This is a genomic window from Rubrivirga litoralis (assembly GCF_031846415.1).
In the GTDB taxonomy this organism is placed as follows: Bacteria; Bacteroidota; Rhodothermia; order Rhodothermales; family Rubricoccaceae; genus Rubrivirga; species Rubrivirga litoralis.
The window spans coordinates 24,904-41,822 of record NZ_JAVRHT010000024.1 but is presented as its reverse complement, the minus strand read 5'-3'; the positions used below and the strand labels follow the sequence as shown (position 1 = coordinate 41,822).

Genomic DNA, 16,919 nt, shown 5'->3' with positions numbered 1-16,919 from the left:
GCGGGGTGGTGTCCTGACCCCTCTCCTCCCCGCCCCTGCGCGCGGCGGGGCGGGCGATATTGGGGCATGGATTCCTTTACCCTGTTTGGGCTCGACGGCGTCTGGGCCGTCGGCATCGGCCTTGTCGTCTACGGCCTCGGCTTCCTCGCGGTCATCGACGCGGTCATGAACACGCGGACGCCGCAGGGCGCGACGGCCTGGGTGTTCGCGCTCGCCACGCTCCCGCTCGTGGCGCTCCCGCTGTACCTCGTGTTCGGGCGGAGCAAGTTCGAGGACTACGTCGAGGCTCTCCAGGACTTCAACGTCCGGGTCCGGGAGGGCGTCGAGGGCGCCCGCCACGGGCCGCTCGCCCCGTTCCTCGTCGAGCCCGGCGAGGACGCCGGCGAGGGCGGGGCGGAGGACGCCCGCGAGGCCGGCGAGATGCGCGCGTTCGGCGCCCTCTCGACCACCCCGTTCACGAGCGGCAACCGGGTCCGCCTGCTGGTCGACGGCGACGAGACGTTCGAGGCCATCTTTGCCGGCATCGACGCGGCCGAGCGCTACGTGCTCGCCCAGTTCTACATCGTCCACGACGACCGGATCGGGACGGCGTTCAAGGAGCGGCTGATCGCGGCGGCGCAGCGGGGCGTCGAGGTCCGCTTCCTCTACGACTCGGTCGGGAGTTGGAAGCTGCCCCGGCGCTACAAGCGTGAGCTGAGCGAGGCCGGCGTCGAGGTCTGCCGGTTTACCGGGCCGCGGAACTGGCTGAAGAAGCTGCGGCTCAACTTCCGCAACCACCGCAAGATCGTGGTCGTCGACGGGCGCCGGGCCTACGTGGGCGGGCTCAACGTGGGCGACGAGTACCTGGGCCGCGACCCCGACATCGGCCCCTGGCGCGACACGCACCTGGACGTCGAGGGGCCGATGGTCCAGGGCCTCCAGCTCTCGTTCGCGCGCGACTGGTTCTACGGGTCCCGCGAGCAGCTCGACGGGCTGGTCTGGGAGCCCGCGGCGGCCCCCGACGGCGACGAGTGCGGGCTGGTCCTCGCCTCCGGCCCGGCCGACGACCTCGAAACGTGCGGGCTCCTCTACGCCCACGCCATCGAGAGCGCTGAGGAGCGGATCTGGATCGCCACGCCGTACTTCGTCCCCGACGGCCGCGTGCTGGGGGCGCTCCAGCTGGCGGCGCTGCGCGGCGTCGACGTCCGCGTGCTCATGCCGCGCACGTCGGACAGCCTCCTCTTCAAGTACGTCCCCTACGCCTACCTCGACGAGGTGGCGCGGGCCGGCGTCCGGACGTTCCTCTACGAGGACGGGTTCATGCACCAGAAGGTGGCCCTCGTCGACCGCGACTTCGCGGCCATCGGCACGGCCAACTTCGACAACCGCTCGTTCCGGCTCAACTTCGAGGTCACGGCCGTCGTCCGCGACGAGGGCTTCTGCGACGACGTGGAGTCCATGCTCGTGCGCGACCTGGGTCGGGCGACGGAGATCTCGTACGAGGACCTGGAGGACAAGTCGTTCCCGTTCCGGTTCGCGGCGAATGCCACGCGCCTCCTCGCGCCGGTGCTGTAGGGGTTCGGGGTTCGGGGTTCGGGGTTCGGGGTTCGGGGTTCGGGGTTCGGGGTTCGGGGTTCGGGGTTCGGGGTTCGGAAGGTGCCCGGCCGCCCCGCCCGCGTCAACCCAAGCGTTGGCGGAATCGGGCGGGGCGGGCGCACGTCCCGCACGCGAGGGCGGGGCGGCCCCCAGAGGAACCGCCCCGCCCGACGCCGATGCGCGGGGGACGCCTAGACCGCGTCGTCCTCGGCGGCCGGATCTTCGGTCACCACGGCGCCCGTCCACGTCGACGCGCCGGCGTCGGTCCGGGCCGGACCGCCAAAGCCGACGGCGCCCACGGGCGGGGCGGCGCCGTCGCCCAGGCCGTCGCCGGTTGCCTGCCCGTCGCCGCCCACCTCGTCGGGCGCGACGGCGCTCTCGAAGTACTCCTCGGTCGTGAAGCTGTCGACCTGGATCGCGTCGTTGCGGGCCTCCTCGGCGCGCTGCAAGAGCGCGGCCTCCTCGGGCGTCAGCACGCCGTCTTCGACGGCCTGCGGGATGAGCGTGGCGGGGTGGGCCTTCGGGAGCGCCCCGCTGCGGATCGCCGCCTTCACCTTCGAGACCACGCCCTCGGCCTCGTACGCGAGGCGCATCGTGTGCTCGAAGCGGCCCAGCGTGTGGTCCGGGTCGAGCGTGGAGAAGACGCCGCCGAACAGGCGGTCGCGCTGCTCGCCCGGGACCTGCATGGCCGCGGCCACGCGGTGCCCGGTCCGGTCCGAGGGCGGGGCGGCGAGCCGGTTGAAGCGGCTCCACGCGGCGATCGGGCCGCGGAACAGCCACGTCGCGCCGGGGACCGCCAGGTTGGCGAACAGGCCGTCGAAGGCGTCCTGGATCTGGGCGAACGCGTAGTCCATCGACCACCGCATAAACGGCTCGTCCTCTTTCAGTCGTCCCTCGGCCTCGTAGCGGCGGAGCACGGCGGCGCCGAAGTACATCCACATAAAGACGTCGGCGAACCGGCCCGTCAGCTTCTCCTTCCGCTTGAGGTCGCCGCCGAGCGTGCCCATTGCGAGGTCGGCGAGGAAGGCGAACGTGGCGCTCGACCACGACAGCTTCCGCCAGTAGCCGGCCGCCGCCCCGCCCACGGGCGCGCCCGCGAGGAGCCCGCGCGAGAGGCTCAGGCCCACGGCCCGGAACCCGTTGCGGACGACGTGGCCGATGTGCGGCCAGAAGGCGGCGTCGAACGCCCGGACGTCCCACGCCATGAGCGCCTGCATCTCCTTGAGCGCGTACGGGTGGCACCGGATGGCGCCCTGCCCGAACACCATGAGCGTCCGCGTGAGGATGTTGGCGCCCTCGACCGTGATCGAGACCGGCGTTCCGATGTAGGCCGCCGCGAGCGGGTTGCGCGGGCCGCGGCTGATGGCGTTGCCGCCGAGCACGTCCATCGCGTCGTTGATCCCCTTGCGGAACAGCTCGGTCGTGTTGTACTTCATCATGGCCGTGACCACGGCCGGGGCGGCGCCCTGGTCGAGCCCGCCGCAGGTGTACCGCCGGGCCGCCTCCATCATGTAGGCCCAGCCGCCGATGCGCGCGAGCGGCTCCTCGATGCCCTCGAACTTGCCGATCGAGAGCCCGAACTGCTTGCGGATGAGCGCGTGGGCGCCCGCCACGCGCGCCGCCTGCTTGATCCCGGCCGTCGCCGACGCCGGCAGCGAGATGCCCCGCCCCGCCGCCAGCGACTGCATGAGCATGGTCCACCCCCGCCCCGCCCCGGCCGCCCCGCCGATGACAGCGTCCTCCAGCTTTACGACCACGTCGTGACCCTCGGTCGGGCAGTTCCAGAACGGGACCCCAAGCGGGTCGTGGCGCTGGCCGAGCACGACGCCCTCGGTGTCGCTCGGGACGAGGGCGCACGTGATGCCCAGGTCCGTGCCCTTGCCCAGCAGGTTGTCCGGGTCGTCGAGCTTGAACGCGAGCCCGAGCACGTCCGAGATCGCCGCGAGCGTGATGTAGCGCTTGCGCCAGTTGAGCCGGAGGTAGAGGTCACCGTCGTCGCCGCGGAAGACGGTGCCGCGCGACGAGATCGCGCCGGCGTCGCTCCCCGCCCCCGGCTCGGTGAGCGCAAAGGCCGGGATGGCCTCGCCGGTCGCCAGCTTCGGCAGCCAGTGGTCCTTCTGCGCCGGCGTCCCAAAGTGGGCCAGCAGCTCGGCCGGGCCGAGCGAGTTGGGCACCATGACGGTAATCCCGAGCGCGCTCGACACGCTCGACGCCTTCGACACGATCGCGCTATTGGCCGACGGGCTGAACCCGTGACCGCCGTACTCCTTGGGCACGATGAGCCCGAAAAAGCGGCCGTCTCGGAGCTTCTGCCACACGCTCTCTGGGAGGTCCCGCCGCTGCCACACCTCCCAGTCGTCGACCGATTGGCAGAGGTCCTCGACGGGGCCGTCCAGGAACGCCTGCTCCTCCTCGGTCAACCCGGCGTAGGGCTGGGCCATGATGCGCTCGAAATCGGGCTTGCCCGAGAACAGCTCGCCCTCGACCCAGACGGTCCCGGCGTCGATGGCCTCCTGCTCGGTCCGCGAGATGACGGGGAGGAAGTTGAGCGCCTTCATCGCCTTCATCACCGCGAGCGACACCTGCCGGCGGATCGGCGGGATGAGGAAGACAGCGGCTAGCACGACGAACACGGCCGTCAGCCAGAGCGGAGCGCCGAACCCGACGAGGGCGACGAGGCCGGCCGCGGCCCACGCCCACAGCGGTGCGCCCGTAAAGCCGAGCGCGAACAGGACGAGGAGCACGCCGAGCACGGCGGCCCAAACCGGCGTGCCGGCAAAAAAGGCGAGGGCGTCCATCGGGAGGGGGGCTAGACGGGAGAGGAACGAGCCGGTCAGATCGGCCGGGCTCCGCGGGCGGGGCGGCGGCCAGCAAACTTCAAGGTGACTTAACAGTGTAAACCTTTCGCTCTGAAGAAGCAAGCCCGCCCCGCCCGCGCGGGCGGAGCGTCTTGTAAGACGAGCCGCCGGGCGCAGACGGGCGGGGCGGGCGCGCCGGGAGCGCGACGCAGAACCGGGCGGCCGACATGGCGGGCGGGGCGGCGTCCACGGGAGCCCCACCCCGCCTAGTCTCACGAGCCGCGTCCGCGCTGGATACGCCGCGTTGGGCGCTCGCAGCTAGGGGATCGGCGCAGCACCTTCGGGCGGGGCGGCGCGTAGGGTTGGCTCTCCTCCACCCCGCTCACGTTTCCTCATGTCCCTCTTGCTCCGCTGGGTCGCCAGCGCCGCGGCCCTGCTCCTCGTCGCAACCCTCGTCCCCGGCGTCCAACTGGACGGCATCGGTGCGGCGCTCGTCGCGGCCGTCGTGCTCGGCCTCATCAACGCGACGATCAAGCCGGTCCTCAAGCTCCTCTCGCTCCCGATCCGGCTGCTGACACTCGGCCTGTTCACGCTCGTCATCAACGCGGCTCTGTTCGCGCTCGCGGCCTGGCTCGTGCCCGGCTTCGGGGCCGACGGGTTCGGCTCCGTGTTTATCGGCGCCATCGTGTACGGCCTGCTCACGTGGGCCATCGCCGGCCTCCTCGGCGGCGACGACTGATCGGACCCGCCCCGCCCCCAGTCGCCCCACAGTTCGGGGCGGGGCGGTCTTCCCCGAGGCCGGTACGACAAACAGCACCCGCCCCGCCCGAGCGCTCGGGCGGGGCGGGGCGGGCAAAAAAAGAGGGGGCGGGGCGGCGTCGCCCCGCCCCCAAGGCGGTCCGTCGAGCGGGGCCTTACTGGATCGTCAACTCGTTGGGCTGGTTGACCACGACCACGTAACGGCGGCTGGTAGCCGCCGCCTGATCGGCGTCGCTCAGCGACGACGTCCCGCGCATGGCGGGGGCGTAGGGGCGGACCGTGCCACGGACCGTGACGATGTCGCCCTGGTTGACGTTGAACCGGCCGTCCTCGCCCGTCCCGTCGCCGTGCTGGCTCTCGCCGAGGTTCTCAAGGACGACGAGCGTCCTCTGAGCGCCATCGCCGATGTAGAACGTGCTGTCACCAGCGAGCGCCGACACGCGGGCGCCGACGAGGTTTACAGGCTCGCCCGCGTTACCGGCCTCGATGGCCTCGTGGAGCTCCGTGAGCGACGTGAGCTCTCCCGAGGACGGGTCGATGGCGGGGGGAGCTTCCGTGATCCCCGCGTCACCGTCGAGGATCGTCAGGCTCGTAGCGCGGACGTACTCGTCGCCGACCAGGTTGGTCTGGTCCGGCGTGAGCCCCCACTGCGAGAGGTCCGTGTTGCCGACCGGCTCCATCATGCCGTTGATCGCGATGTGCTGTCCTTCGGTGACATCGTAGCGGCCCTCGACGTCGTCTCCGGGCGTGGGCTCCTCTTCGAGGTAGACGAGCGTCTCAGGACCCGAACCGTCTTCGGGCGTCACGAAGAACGTATTGTCGCCCACGACGCGCGAGACGTAGACGTCCGAAAGGTCGAGGCCCGGCTCGTCGACGACGGCTACGACGGGCTCGTCGGTGACGACCTCGTCGTCGTCGCTGAACAGGCCGACGAGGAACCAGATGAGGAGGGCCAGGAGGAGGAGGCCGATAAGCCAGACCCACCACGGGGTGCCGGCGTCTCGTTTTTCGACAGGGATGTTAGCCATAGTGTATACAAGTGTGAGGCGAGGGCGGGGTGGGTGATGGCCCGCGCCGAGTGAGCGACATGGGCGGGGCGGGAGATCTCAGAGACCTCCCGCCCCGCCCGTAAAACGGGCTACTACGTGAGCAGCGGTGCGTCCGTATTTAGACGGCCGCGCGGGCGCGGTTGTACCCGTGCTTGACGGCGTCCTTCACGTCGTCCCACGCGCTGTCGTTGCCGTGACGGCTCTCGTAGTCGGCGCGAAGGTCCTTGTCCATCGCGTTGTAGTCGCGGTCCTTGTACGTCGTCCCGGCCGCGTACCCGTACTCGTAGGCCGGCTTGTACGTGTTGTACTCGTTGCCCGACTTCGCGTACGTCGAGTCGTAGTGCTTGCGGAACTCGGGCTCGACCGTCGTGAACGTGTCGGCCGCGATCTGCTCGACCTCGACACGCGTCCGGCGAACCTCGCCGCCGACCGTCTCCTCGCGGACGTTGACGTCCTTACCGACCGTGACCTCGCCGGTCACCATGGCCGTCTTCTCGACGACGGCCTCCTCGTCGCGCTCGACGACCTCGACTGTCTTGTCCTGGAACGCCGCGTTCGCCTCGTCGGGCGAGAGCGTCCGGTTGACGTTCTGGCGGTCAACGCGGATCTCCTCGTCGCGGAGCCGGAGCGTCTCCTGCTCCATCTCGGTGTCGACGTACTGGTGCACGCGAACGCCGCCGCGGACGACCTCACGCTTGCCGATCTTGATGTGCTCCTCGATCTCCTGGAGCCGCTGCTGCTGCTGATCGGCGTAGCGGTCGCGGTTCTCGACGACCTGAGCCTTGTCGTACGCGTCCGCCGACTCGTCATAGTCAGTGAGGTACTCCTCCTTGCGGTCCTCGAAACGGACCGGGTTGTGACGCGCCATGATGTCAACGGCACGCTCGACGTCGTCGTCGTGGACGCGGGCAATGACGAGCGAGCCGCCGCGGCGGACGCCCTCGGAGTAGAACCGGGCCTCCTCGTTGGCGACGCCGTAGCTCTCGAGCGAGTCGGGGCTCGCGTCGTTGGTTGCGTCGATGTCGTACCCCGTCGTCTTGCCTTCCTCGTTGGAGGCGAAACGCAGGTGGTCTTGGCCGAAGCCGATGGATTCTAGATCGTTGACGACGGCATGTGCAGTGGCTCGGTCGTCGTAAAGGCCGACAATAGTCTTAGCCATGGGAATAGGTGGGAAGTGGTGTGAGTAGAGGGGGTGTCGAGAGGGGGGCAGCCCCGAGGGCTACCCGTCCGCAGGACCAGCGTCGGACGGCGGGAGCCGCTCGACTTCGACGCGCTGGCGACGGAGAGTGACGTGCGTCGGCCCGTCGGTGGGCGTTCGGCGCGTTGTAAGCCGGATCTCCTCGCGGAGAACCAAGCGTTTCTGAACAACGAGGACTTCTTCGTAGACCGGGATGATGGTCACGTCCCCCTCCTCGCGGGGGGGCTCGGCGGCGTCGACCTCGCGGCCGACCGGGACACGCTCGACGTCGACCGTCTCGCGCCACCCCGCCCCGTCGACGGGCTCGTCGACGGTCTCTGTGACCGTTCGAGCCACGACGCGGCCGGTCTCTCGGACGCGAGAGCTTATGGCAAGGCGTTCCTCGACTTCCTGGAGGGTCGTCGACTCGCCTGACGCAAGCGCTCCGAACGCGAGGTCGGTCCGGTACGTCCCGTCGGGGAGCGCGTCGAGCGCACCCTCCGGGAGATCCAGGACCGCCCCGCCCGCGAGCCGGACGCGGACGCGCCCGTCCGCCACCGACTCGACCGCGCCGGACTCGCCGTCACGGTCGAGGACGATGGAGTCCACGCTCATCGGTTGGCGTGCTGCGCCCGCGTGTACCCGTAGCGGACCGCATCGCGGTCGGCGTCAAAGTCGCGGTCAGCGTAGTCCGTCCCGTAGCCCGTGCGGAGGTCGTCCTCCGCATCGAGGTACGGCCGGTTCTTGTAGGAGTCGTCGTAGGCCGATTCGTAGCCGTAGCGGTACGCCGGCTCGTAGTCCTCGTACGCTCCACCCGACGTGCCGTAGGTGGACCCGTAGTGGGTGCGGAAGGAGTCAGCGTGGGCGTCGAAATCGGCGTCCTCGACACGCTCGCGGCGGAGAACCTGACCGGAGTCGCCAAAGACGGTGACGGTCCCGTCAACGTCGTCGTCGGCAGCGTTCACGGTCGTCAGGTAGACAACGTCGTCGCCAATCGAGAGGTCGCGGGCGGGGTACTCCGTGCCGTCGTCCAGGAGGATCGCGTCAACGCGCTCCTCGTCCGTGTTGACAATCATCGTGTCGACTGTGCCAACCCGGTTGCCATCGGCGTCGAGGGCGGGGTACCCGCGAACGTCCTGGTCGTCGGGAAATTCGAGCTGCCAGTCACCAGAGTCAGAAAGTGCGATGCGAGACATAGAAGAGAGGGTATGGGAATGAGGGGGAGAAGGGGGAGCTTGTCAAACGAGGGGGTTAGGTACCCACCTCGACGTTGTCGACGCCCATCGGCGCCTCCAGGATCTGAACGTTCGTGCCATCGATGCGCACGATCTCGGTCGCCGGGTTCATCATGCTCGCCTCGCTGTCGCTAAGACCGAGACCGGCAAGGTTCATGTCCCCGAGCGGCTCCATCCGCCCAGCAGACAGGTCCACGTACTGGCCTTCGTTGATGTCGACCTGCCCTTCGATCCCCGGCGCGCTCGACGGCTCCTCGTCCAGAATCACGAGCGTCTCGTTGCCCGTCTCGCTCTCGCTCGGGGCCACGAAGAACGTCCGGTCCCCTGGGACTCGAGTAACGTAGACGTTGGCCAGATCAAGGGCGACCTCTGTGACCGGAGGCGTGACGACGGGGTCGACGGTCTCAACTGGGTCGACAACCGCGACCGCTTCTTCGTCGTCATCGAAGGCGTTGATGAGGAAGAAGATGAGCGCAAGCAGCAGGAGCAGGCCTAGCAGCCACAGCCACCAGGGTGTACCGCTCTTGTGTTCAACGGGGATATTTGCCATCAGAGGATGAGGGGAGAAGAGAAGAGGGGGGGGGGGGCCACCCGCCGGGCCTCCTACTCAGTACCGAAAGGCGTCGACAGAGGTCCCTATGCACTTTTGCTTCGTACTTCCCCCCCGCCCCAAACTAGGGAATAACCCTACGAGCGATCACCGTTTGGTCCTGCCTCGACTCCAAGCGAGCCGGAGGATCCCCCCGCCCCTCGTCCTCTGCACGCAGGCGTCACATCTGAGACGAGCCCCCACACTTGCCAAAAGCGGACCGCCCCGCCCGAGCGGGGCGGGGCGGTCCCAGGGGTAGAAGAACCGCCGGCCGTGGCGGGCGGGGCTTGTCAGCGCAGGAGGTTCTCGAAAACGGCCGAGGCCCCCATCCCGCCCCCGATGCACATGGTCACGATCCCGTAGCGGTTCCCGCGCCGCTTCATCTCGTGGAGCAGCGTGGCCGTCAGCTTGGCGCCCGTGCAGCCGAGCGGGTGGCCGAGCGCGATCGCGCCGCCGTTCACGTTGACCTTCTCCTGGTCGATCTCAAGTTCGCGGAGGATGGCGAGCGACTGGCTCGCAAACGCCTCGTTGAGCTCGATGAGGTCGATGTCCTTGAGCGTCATCCCGACCTGCTTGAGCACCTTCGGGATCGACTCCATCGGCCCGATCCCCATGATCTCAGGGGCCACGCCAGCCACGGCAAAGCCGAGCATCCGGGCCATCGGCTCGGCCTCCAGCTCGTCCACGAGCGCCTTCGACATAACGACCGTCGCGGCAGCGCCGTCGTTCGTCTGCGACGAGTTTCCGGCCGTCACGCTCCCGCCTTGCTTGAACACAGGACGCAGCTTCGCGAGCACCTCGAGGCTGGTGTTGGGACGCGGCCCCTCGTCGGTGTCGTGCGTGAACTGGCGCGTCGTCGTTGACTTCGCCTCCTCGTCGTACACGACCTCGTGGACGTGGACGGGGATGATCTCGTCTTTGAACCGGCCCGCGGCAATTGCCTCGGACGCCCGCTGGTGCGATTGGAGAGCAAACGCGTCCTGAGCTTCGCGCTCGACGTGGAACCGCTCGGCCACGTTCTCCGCCGTGGTCCCCATCGACGTGTAGAAGTCGGGGTCGGTGTCGGCCAGCTCGGGGTCGGGCGCAAAGTAGAACCCGCCCATCGGGACCGACGACATGGACTCCACCCCGCCCGCGACGATGCAGTCGGCCTGCCCCATCGAGACCGAGTTGTAGGCCTGCGCGATCGTCTGCACGCCGGACGAGCAGAAGCGGTTAACGGTCACACCGGGCACCGAGTCCGGCATCTTGGCGACCTGCGCGATCGCGCGGGCCATGTTGTTGCCCTGCGGTCCCTCGGGGTAGGCGCACCCGATGACGAGGTCGTCGATCCGGGCGTGCTCCAACCCCTTGATGCGCTCGATGGCGCCGGTGACGGCCGTGGCGCCCAGGTGCTCGGGCCGGACGTCTTTGAGAGCGCCCCGCCCCGCCTTCCCGACGGGCGTGCGGACGGAGGACACGATGTAGGCTTCGTTCAATTGCATGGGTTGATAGGTTCAGCGTTCGGGGTTCAGAGGTCTCCGGGCGTAGGCGGGGTGGTCGGCTTCAGAAACCCTGAACACCGAACCACCCCGCCCCGAACCGTCTAGTTGCGGAGCGGCTTGTTGGTCGTGAGGATGCTCTGGATGCGGGCCTGCGTCTTCTCCTCGCCCAAGAGCGAGAGGAACACCTCGCGCTCAAGCTCCAGGAGGTAGTCCTCGTGGACCTCGGCCGGCGCGCTGAGGTCGCCGCCCGTCATGACCCACGCGAGACGCCCGGCGAGGTGGCTGTCGTACTCCGAGATGTAGTTGCCCTCGACAAACTGGCGGAGCGCCACGTCGAACTGCGCGCGGCCCGGCGCACCGAGCACCGGGATGTGCGAGCGGACCGGCGGCGGGAGGTAGCCCTCCTCACTCAACCGCACGACCTCCTGCTTGGCGACGTGGAACCGGCGCGCGTCGTTCATCACGATCGTCGCCTTGTCGTCCACAAAGTGCATCTCGCGAGCCTGGAACGCGCTCTCGGCTACCTTCGCCATCGCGATCTGCTCGAAGTGCTGGCGGAGGAACGCCTGCACCTCGCTCGGGCGGTCGCCGTCGTGGGCCAATTCGGCCGCCCGCGCCGTCATCATGGTCGTCCCGCCACCGGCCGGGATGAGACCGACGCCCAGCTCGACGAGGCCGATGTAAGTCTCGGCCGCCAGGACGGGGTGCGGGCACGCCATCGTCATCTCGCAGCCGCCGCCCAGCACGCGCTGGTGCGCCGCCACGACGACCGGCTTGGCCGCGTAGCGGATGCGGAAGACGGCCTTCTGGAACGCCTCGATAAACGGCCCCAGGTCCGACGTCTCCCCCATTGCGAGCGCCATCGCCACCTCACCGAGGTTGGCGCCGACCGAGAAGTTCGACCCCTCGTTGCCGATGATCATGCCGCGGAGATTGCGGTCGTCCTCGACCTTCTGGATCGCCTCCTCAAGCCCGGAGATCACCTCCTGGCCCAGGCTGTTCGACTTGGACCGGAACTCGAAGAGCGCCACGCCATCGCCCACGTCCAGGAGCGCGGCGTCGTCGTTCTGCCAGAGCGTGTTGTTCTCGTCCTCCTTGATGTACGTCAGTCCCCACTCGTCGGCGGGGCGGGGGTCGTCCTTGTACTGGCCGCTGCCGGGCGTCCACACCTGGGGGATGCCGCTCTCGGTGTCGCGGTAGAACCCCTCGGACGGCACGTCGGCCACCCAGCCCGGGACCTCCACCCCGCCCTCGCGGAGCGCGTCGCGGACGGCGTCGATGCCGAGCGCGTCCCAGACCTGGAACGGCCCCATCTGCCAGCCGAACCCCCACTGGAGCGCGCGGTCGGTGTTGGCCGGGCTGTCCGAGATCTCGGGCGTCCGCCGAGCCGAGTAGCCGATAAGGTCGAGCGTGGTCTCACGGAAGAACCGCCCCGCCCGGCCGTCGTCGTCCCACAGCGCGCGGAGGCGGGCGGGGAGGCCGCCGGCCTTCTTGAACGTCGAGACGTCGAAGCCGACCTCCTTCGGGTCGACGTACTCGCCGCTCCCGACGTCGAAGCTCTTGATCGTCTTGCCCTCCTTCTTGTAGAACCCGGCCTTCGACTTCGAGCCCAGGTACTTGAGGTCGACGAGCCGCTGGAGCACGTCGGGGACCGAGAACCGCTCGCGGCTCTCGTCGTCCGGGATGGCGTCGTAGAGGTTCGCCGTGACGTGGCGGAGCGTGTCGAGCCCGACGACGTCGGCCGTGCGGAACGTGGCGGACTTCGCGTGGCCGATGAGCGTGCCGGTGAGGGCGTCGATCTCCTCGATCGAGTAGTCGCCGGACTCGAACTGCTCGACGGCGCCGAGCATGGCGTACGTCCCGATCCGGTTGCCGATAAAGTTCGGCGTGTCCTTCGCCACCACGATCCCCTTGCCCAGGTGGACGCGCGCGAATGCGGTCACGCGGTTGACGACCTCGGGGTCCGTATCCTCGGTCGGGATGACCTCGAACAGCTTGAGGTAGCGGGGCGGGTTGAAAAAGTGCGTGCCCAGAAAGCGCCGCTTAAAGTCGCCGCCCCGCCCCTCGGCGATCTCGGCGATGGGCAGGCCCGACGTGTTGGACGAGATGACGGCCGTGTCGCTGGCCGCCTTCTCGATCCGCTCCATCACCTCCTTTTTTACGTCCATCCGCTCGACGACCACCTCGATGATCCAGTCGGCCTCGCCGATCCGGTCGAAGTCGTCGTCGAAGTTGCCCAGCGTGACCCGCTTCTGGGCGTCGGCCGACATGAACGGGGCCGGCTTCATCTTGGTCGCCGCCTTGAAGGCGCCCTCGACGAGCGAGTTCTTGCCGCCCTCCCGCCCGATCGACTCCGGCGTCACGTCCAGGAGGAGCACCTCCAGTCCGGCGTTCGCGAGGTGGGCGGCGATCTGGCTCCCCATCACGCCGGCGCCCAACACGGCGGCCGTGCGGAACGGGGCGTAGGCCCACGCGGGCGTTTCGGCGGCGGACTCGCGGGAGCCGTTCTGGGTAAGGGTCGGGGTTTCCATGGGTCGGTACGGGGTACTGAGTACGGGGTACGGTGAGGGCGGGGTGGGGCGCGAGGCGGGCGGGGCGGCGTACCCCGTACCTCGCACCCCGTACCCGGATCTAGACGAAGGCGCCGATGCCGGTGACGGCGCGGCCGACGATGAGCGAGTTGACCTCGTTCGTGCCCTCGTAGGAGTAGATGGCCTCGGTGTCGCAGAAGTAGCGGGCCACGTGGTTCTCGAGCAGGATGCCGTTGCCGCCGTGGAGGTCGCGGGCCAGTGCTACGACCTCGCGGCAGCGGGCGGCCGTGAACACCTTGGCCAGCGACGCCTGGGCGTCCGACATCTCGCCGGCGTCCTGGAGCTGGCTCAGCCGCAGGCACATGGTCTGGAGCGCCGTCACATTGCCCAGCATGTGGACCAGCTTGTCCTGGATAAGCTGGAACGAGGCGATGGGCTTCCCGAACTGCATCCGCGTCGTCGCGTAGCGCTGGCTCCGCTCGTAGGCGCCCATCGCGCACCCCACGGCCTGCCACGCGACGCCGGCGCGCGTGAGCTTGAGGATCTCGGCGACCTCCTTGAACGAGTGGGCCTCCTGGAGCCGGTCGGACTCGGGGACCACGCAGTCGGTCAGCGTGATCTCGCCGTTCTCGACGGCCCGGAGCGCCACCTTGCCGCGGAGCTTCTCGACCGAGTAGCCCGGGTTCTCCTTGGGCCGGACGATAAACCCCTTGACCTGGCGGTCCGCCTCGTCGACGGCCCAGATCACGACCATGTCAGCGAAGGTCGCGTTGCCGATCCACTTTTTCTGCCCGTTTAGGACCCACTCGTCGCCCTCGCGGCGGGCCGTCGTCTCCACCCCGCCCGCGATCGCAGAGCCCACGTGGGGCTCGGTGAGCCCGAAGGCGCCGATGGTCTCCCAGTTGCGCATCTTGGGCAGCCACTCCGCCTTCTGCTCCTCGCTCCCGCAGACCAGGATCGACTGCATGGCGAGCCCGGAGTGGACGCCGAAGAACGTGGCCGTCGACACGTCGACGCGGGCGATCTCCATCGTCAGGAGGCCCTCCATCACCGACCCGTTGGGCCGTCGCGTCGAGAGGTCCTCGCCGTAGACCGGCGTGAGGAGGTCGAGCTTGCGGAAGCCCGGGACCAGCACGTCGAGCGGCGTCCGGTCGCCCAGCCACGCCTCGTTGATGACGGGCTCGACCTCGGTCTCCATGAACTCGCGCACCTCGGCCATCTTCCGGTGCTGCTCGCCCGTGATCAGCCCCTCGATGTCGTAGTAGTCGCCGTTGGGCTCGGGCGGGGTGAAGGCCTCCTTCGGCCGCCCCGCCCCTGCGAGCGACTTCTGCGCCTGCGCGACGCTCGCCTCGTCCATGCCGGCAAACTGCTGGACGAGCGCGTTGACGTCGAGCCGGTCGGCGAGCGCGGCGACGGCGTCGAGGTCGACGCCCCGCTCGCGGAGCGCGGCGGCGGCGTCAGGCGAGGCGTCGGCGGTGTGTCCGTCGCCGGCGGGGCCGGCGGCCTGAGTGTTCGTGTCCATAGCGGGTCTCGGTTAACAGTGTTAAGCCGCCGGGTCTGAGCGGTCGCGGCCGCCCCGCCCTTTGGGTCCGTCCGGTGGGCCCGCCCGGGGCTCGGTATTGGATGCCGCCCCGGCGCGGGCGTTCCCCGCCGCCTCTGACCGCCCCGCCCACGCGGCAGGACCCGAGCGGCAGGAGAGAGCCGACCGCCGGGGGCGGGGTGGTCTGACGGCGCCTCCGCCCCGCCCCACGCAGACCGACCTGCGCAGATCGGCACGCCGCCCCGCCCATGCCGCGCCGTGTGGGGCGGGGCGGCTAGGCGACGACGGAGGCGCCGCGCCCGTGGTCCTCGACCGACGCGTTGTACATCCGCTCGATGTCGTCCGAGAACTCCTCGCTGACCGCTCGGCGCTTGACCTTCATGGTCGGCGTCAGCAGCTCGTTCTCGACCGTCATCGCCTCGGGCACGAGCCGGAAGCGCTGGACCTGGCTCCAGTGGTCCATGCCCTCGTTGGCCTCGGCCACGAGGCGCTCGAACTCCTCCTGGACCGCGGGGGCCTCCAGGAGCGCCTCGCCGCTCCCCGTCACGCCGCGGTCCTTGGCCCACAGCGGGAGGGCCTCCATGTTCGGGAACAGGAGGGCCGTGCAGTACTTCTGGCTGTGGCCGACGACGACCGCCTGCTCGATGAGCGGGCTCTCGGTCAGCTTGTTCTCGATGGGCTGCGGGATCACGTACTTGCCCGTCGAGAGCTTGAACAGGGCCTTTTTGCGGTCGGTGATCTTGAGGTAGCCCTCGGGCGTGAACTCGCCGATGTCGCCCGTGTGGAACCACCCGTCGTCGTCGAGGACCTCGGCCGTCTTCTCGGGCGCTTTGTAGTAGCCCTTCATGACGTTCGGGCCGCGGGCGAGGATCTCACCGTCGTCGGCGATCGCGATCTCGACGCCGGCGATGGGCTGGCCCGTCGTGCCGGCCTGGTTGCGCGTGGGCGTGTTCGTCGTGAGCACCGGGCTCGTCTCGGTCAGCCCGTAGCCCTGGGCCGTCGGGATGCCGAAGGCCGAGAACGCGTTCGCGAGGTCGGCCCGGAGCGCCGCCCCGCCCACCGATACGAGGCGGACGCGCGTGAGCCCCAGCCTCTCGCGGATCGTCGAGTAGACCAGCCGGTCGGCCAGCGCGTGCTTGACGGCGCCGAGCCCCGAGGGCGGGGCGGAGAGGTCGTAGTCCTGGGCGAGCCCGAGCGCCCAGGTCCCGATCTTCTTTTTGGCGCCGTCGGACTGCTGGATGCCCAGGAGCACCTTGTCGAACACCTTCTCGAGCACGCGCGGGACCGTCGCAAAAACGGTCGGGCGGATCTCGGGGAGGTGCTCGACGAGCTGGTCGGGGTTCGAGTAGAACACCTGGTGGCCCCACGCGACATCGGCGAACGAGAGCATCCGCGCGTAGACGTGGGTGAGCGGCAGGAACGTGAGCGCCACCTCCTCCTGCTCGCCCATGCCCTCGATCCCCGAGTACGCGGCGTAGACGTTGGCCGAGATGTTCTCGTGGGTCAGCATGACGCCCTTGGGCATGCCGGTCGTCCCGCTCGTGTAGATGAGCGTGGCCAGGTCCTGGGCGTCGATCAGGTCGCGGAGCTCGTCGGGCCGGTTCGGGGCCTCGGCCTTTGCCGCCCGCCCCGCCTCGCGGAGCGCGTCGAGCGTGACGAGGCGGGCGCCGTCGGGGAGCGAGACGCCCTCCCCGCTCCCCTGGGCGAGCACGACGAGCGTCACGTCGGGGACCTCGCCGGCCCACCCGGCGAACGACGCCAGCATGGCCTCGTCCGAGACGAACATGGCCTTGGCCTCGCTGTGCTGGGTCACGTAGACCAGGTTCTCGGGCGCGTACGTGGTGTAGAGCGGGACGTTGACGACGCCGGCGATGAGCGTCCCGAAGTCGCACAGCGAGAAGTACAGGTCGCTCTCCATAAAGAGCGCGGCGTGGTCGCCCCGCTCGATCCCGTGCGCGAGGAGCCCGAGCGCGACCTCGTCGGCCGCGTCGCGGAAGGCGGCGTTCGACATGGTCGTCCACCCGCCGCCCGCGCGGGGCTGGTTGAAGGCCTTCGGGTTGGGGTGCTGCTCGACGGCCTCGTCGAGCAGCGCCGGCAGCGTGACGCCGAGGACGACGCGCCCGGGCGAGGCGGGCGGGGCGGTGTGGATCTGGAGAGCCATAGGGGAGGAGGGCGAGACCGG

Annotated in this window: 12 protein-coding genes; 2 read left to right on the top strand and 10 right to left on the bottom strand. The window is 69.4% G+C overall.

All coding sequences use genetic code 11. From position 1 onward, the window contains the following. Positions 1-66 precede the first annotated feature (66 nt). Positions 67-1,554: a cardiolipin synthase gene (cls, locus tag RM540_RS10915; protein ID WP_311663987.1), complete on the top strand. Its 1,488-nt coding sequence runs from the start codon at positions 67-69 to the stop codon at positions 1,552-1,554. 212 nt (positions 1,555-1,766) lie between these two features. On the opposite strand, the gene RM540_RS10910 is transcribed toward cls, so the two are convergent. Next, a complete protein-coding gene (locus RM540_RS10910; RefSeq protein ID WP_311663985.1) occupies positions 1,767-4,373 on the bottom strand; it encodes an acyl-CoA dehydrogenase in 2,607 nt (868 codons plus the stop codon). A 394-nt stretch (positions 4,374-4,767) separates the two neighbouring features. On the opposite strand from RM540_RS10910, the gene RM540_RS10905 reads away from it, so the two are divergent. Further along, entirely contained in the window at positions 4,768-5,112 is a 345-nt protein-coding gene (locus RM540_RS10905) for a phage holin family protein (RefSeq protein ID WP_311663983.1), read from the top strand. Positions 5,113-5,287: 175 nt separating this feature from the next. On the opposite strand, the gene RM540_RS10900 is transcribed toward RM540_RS10905, so the two are convergent. From RM540_RS10900 to RM540_RS10860, 9 genes are all read right to left on the bottom strand, one after another. Then, a complete protein-coding gene (locus tag RM540_RS10900) occupies positions 5,288-6,160 on the bottom strand; it encodes a hypothetical protein (protein WP_311663981.1) in 873 nt (290 codons plus the stop codon). Between the two features lie 139 nt (positions 6,161-6,299). After that, positions 6,300-7,340, bottom strand: coding sequence for a YsnF/AvaK domain-containing protein (locus RM540_RS10895; protein WP_311663979.1), 1,041 nt, complete (start codon positions 7,338-7,340; stop codon positions 6,300-6,302). A gap of 60 nt (positions 7,341-7,400) precedes the next feature. Next, entirely contained in the window at positions 7,401-7,973 is a 573-nt protein-coding gene (locus RM540_RS10890; RefSeq protein ID WP_311663977.1) for a YsnF/AvaK domain-containing protein, read from the bottom strand. Further along, positions 7,970-8,554: a PRC-barrel domain-containing protein gene (locus RM540_RS10885; protein ID WP_311663975.1), complete on the bottom strand. Its 585-nt coding sequence runs from the start codon at positions 8,552-8,554 to the stop codon at positions 7,970-7,972. Before RM540_RS10885 ends, RM540_RS10890 begins: the two co-directional genes overlap by 4 nt. A 55-nt stretch (positions 8,555-8,609) precedes the next feature. Continuing rightward, positions 8,610-9,143, bottom strand: coding sequence for a hypothetical protein (locus tag RM540_RS10880; RefSeq protein WP_311663974.1), 534 nt, complete (start codon positions 9,141-9,143; stop codon positions 8,610-8,612). Positions 9,144-9,472: 329 nt separating this feature from the next. Continuing rightward, entirely contained in the window at positions 9,473-10,660 is a 1,188-nt protein-coding gene (locus RM540_RS10875; protein WP_349256322.1) for a thiolase family protein, read from the bottom strand. Between the two features lie 107 nt (positions 10,661-10,767). Continuing rightward, positions 10,768-13,197: a 3-hydroxyacyl-CoA dehydrogenase/enoyl-CoA hydratase family protein gene (locus RM540_RS10870; protein ID WP_311663972.1), complete on the bottom strand. Its 2,430-nt coding sequence runs from the start codon at positions 13,195-13,197 to the stop codon at positions 10,768-10,770. Between the two features lie 100 nt (positions 13,198-13,297). After that, the gene (locus tag RM540_RS10865; protein ID WP_311663971.1) at positions 13,298-14,719 is read right to left on the bottom strand and encodes an acyl-CoA dehydrogenase family protein; all 1,422 of its coding nucleotides are present in this window, start codon (positions 14,717-14,719) and stop codon (positions 13,298-13,300) included. Positions 14,720-15,011: 292 nt separating this feature from the next. Beyond that, on the bottom strand, positions 15,012-16,898 hold the full coding sequence (locus RM540_RS10860; RefSeq protein ID WP_311663970.1) for an AMP-dependent synthetase/ligase: 1,887 nt from the start codon (positions 16,896-16,898) through the stop codon (positions 15,012-15,014). Positions 16,899-16,919 lie beyond the last annotated feature (21 nt).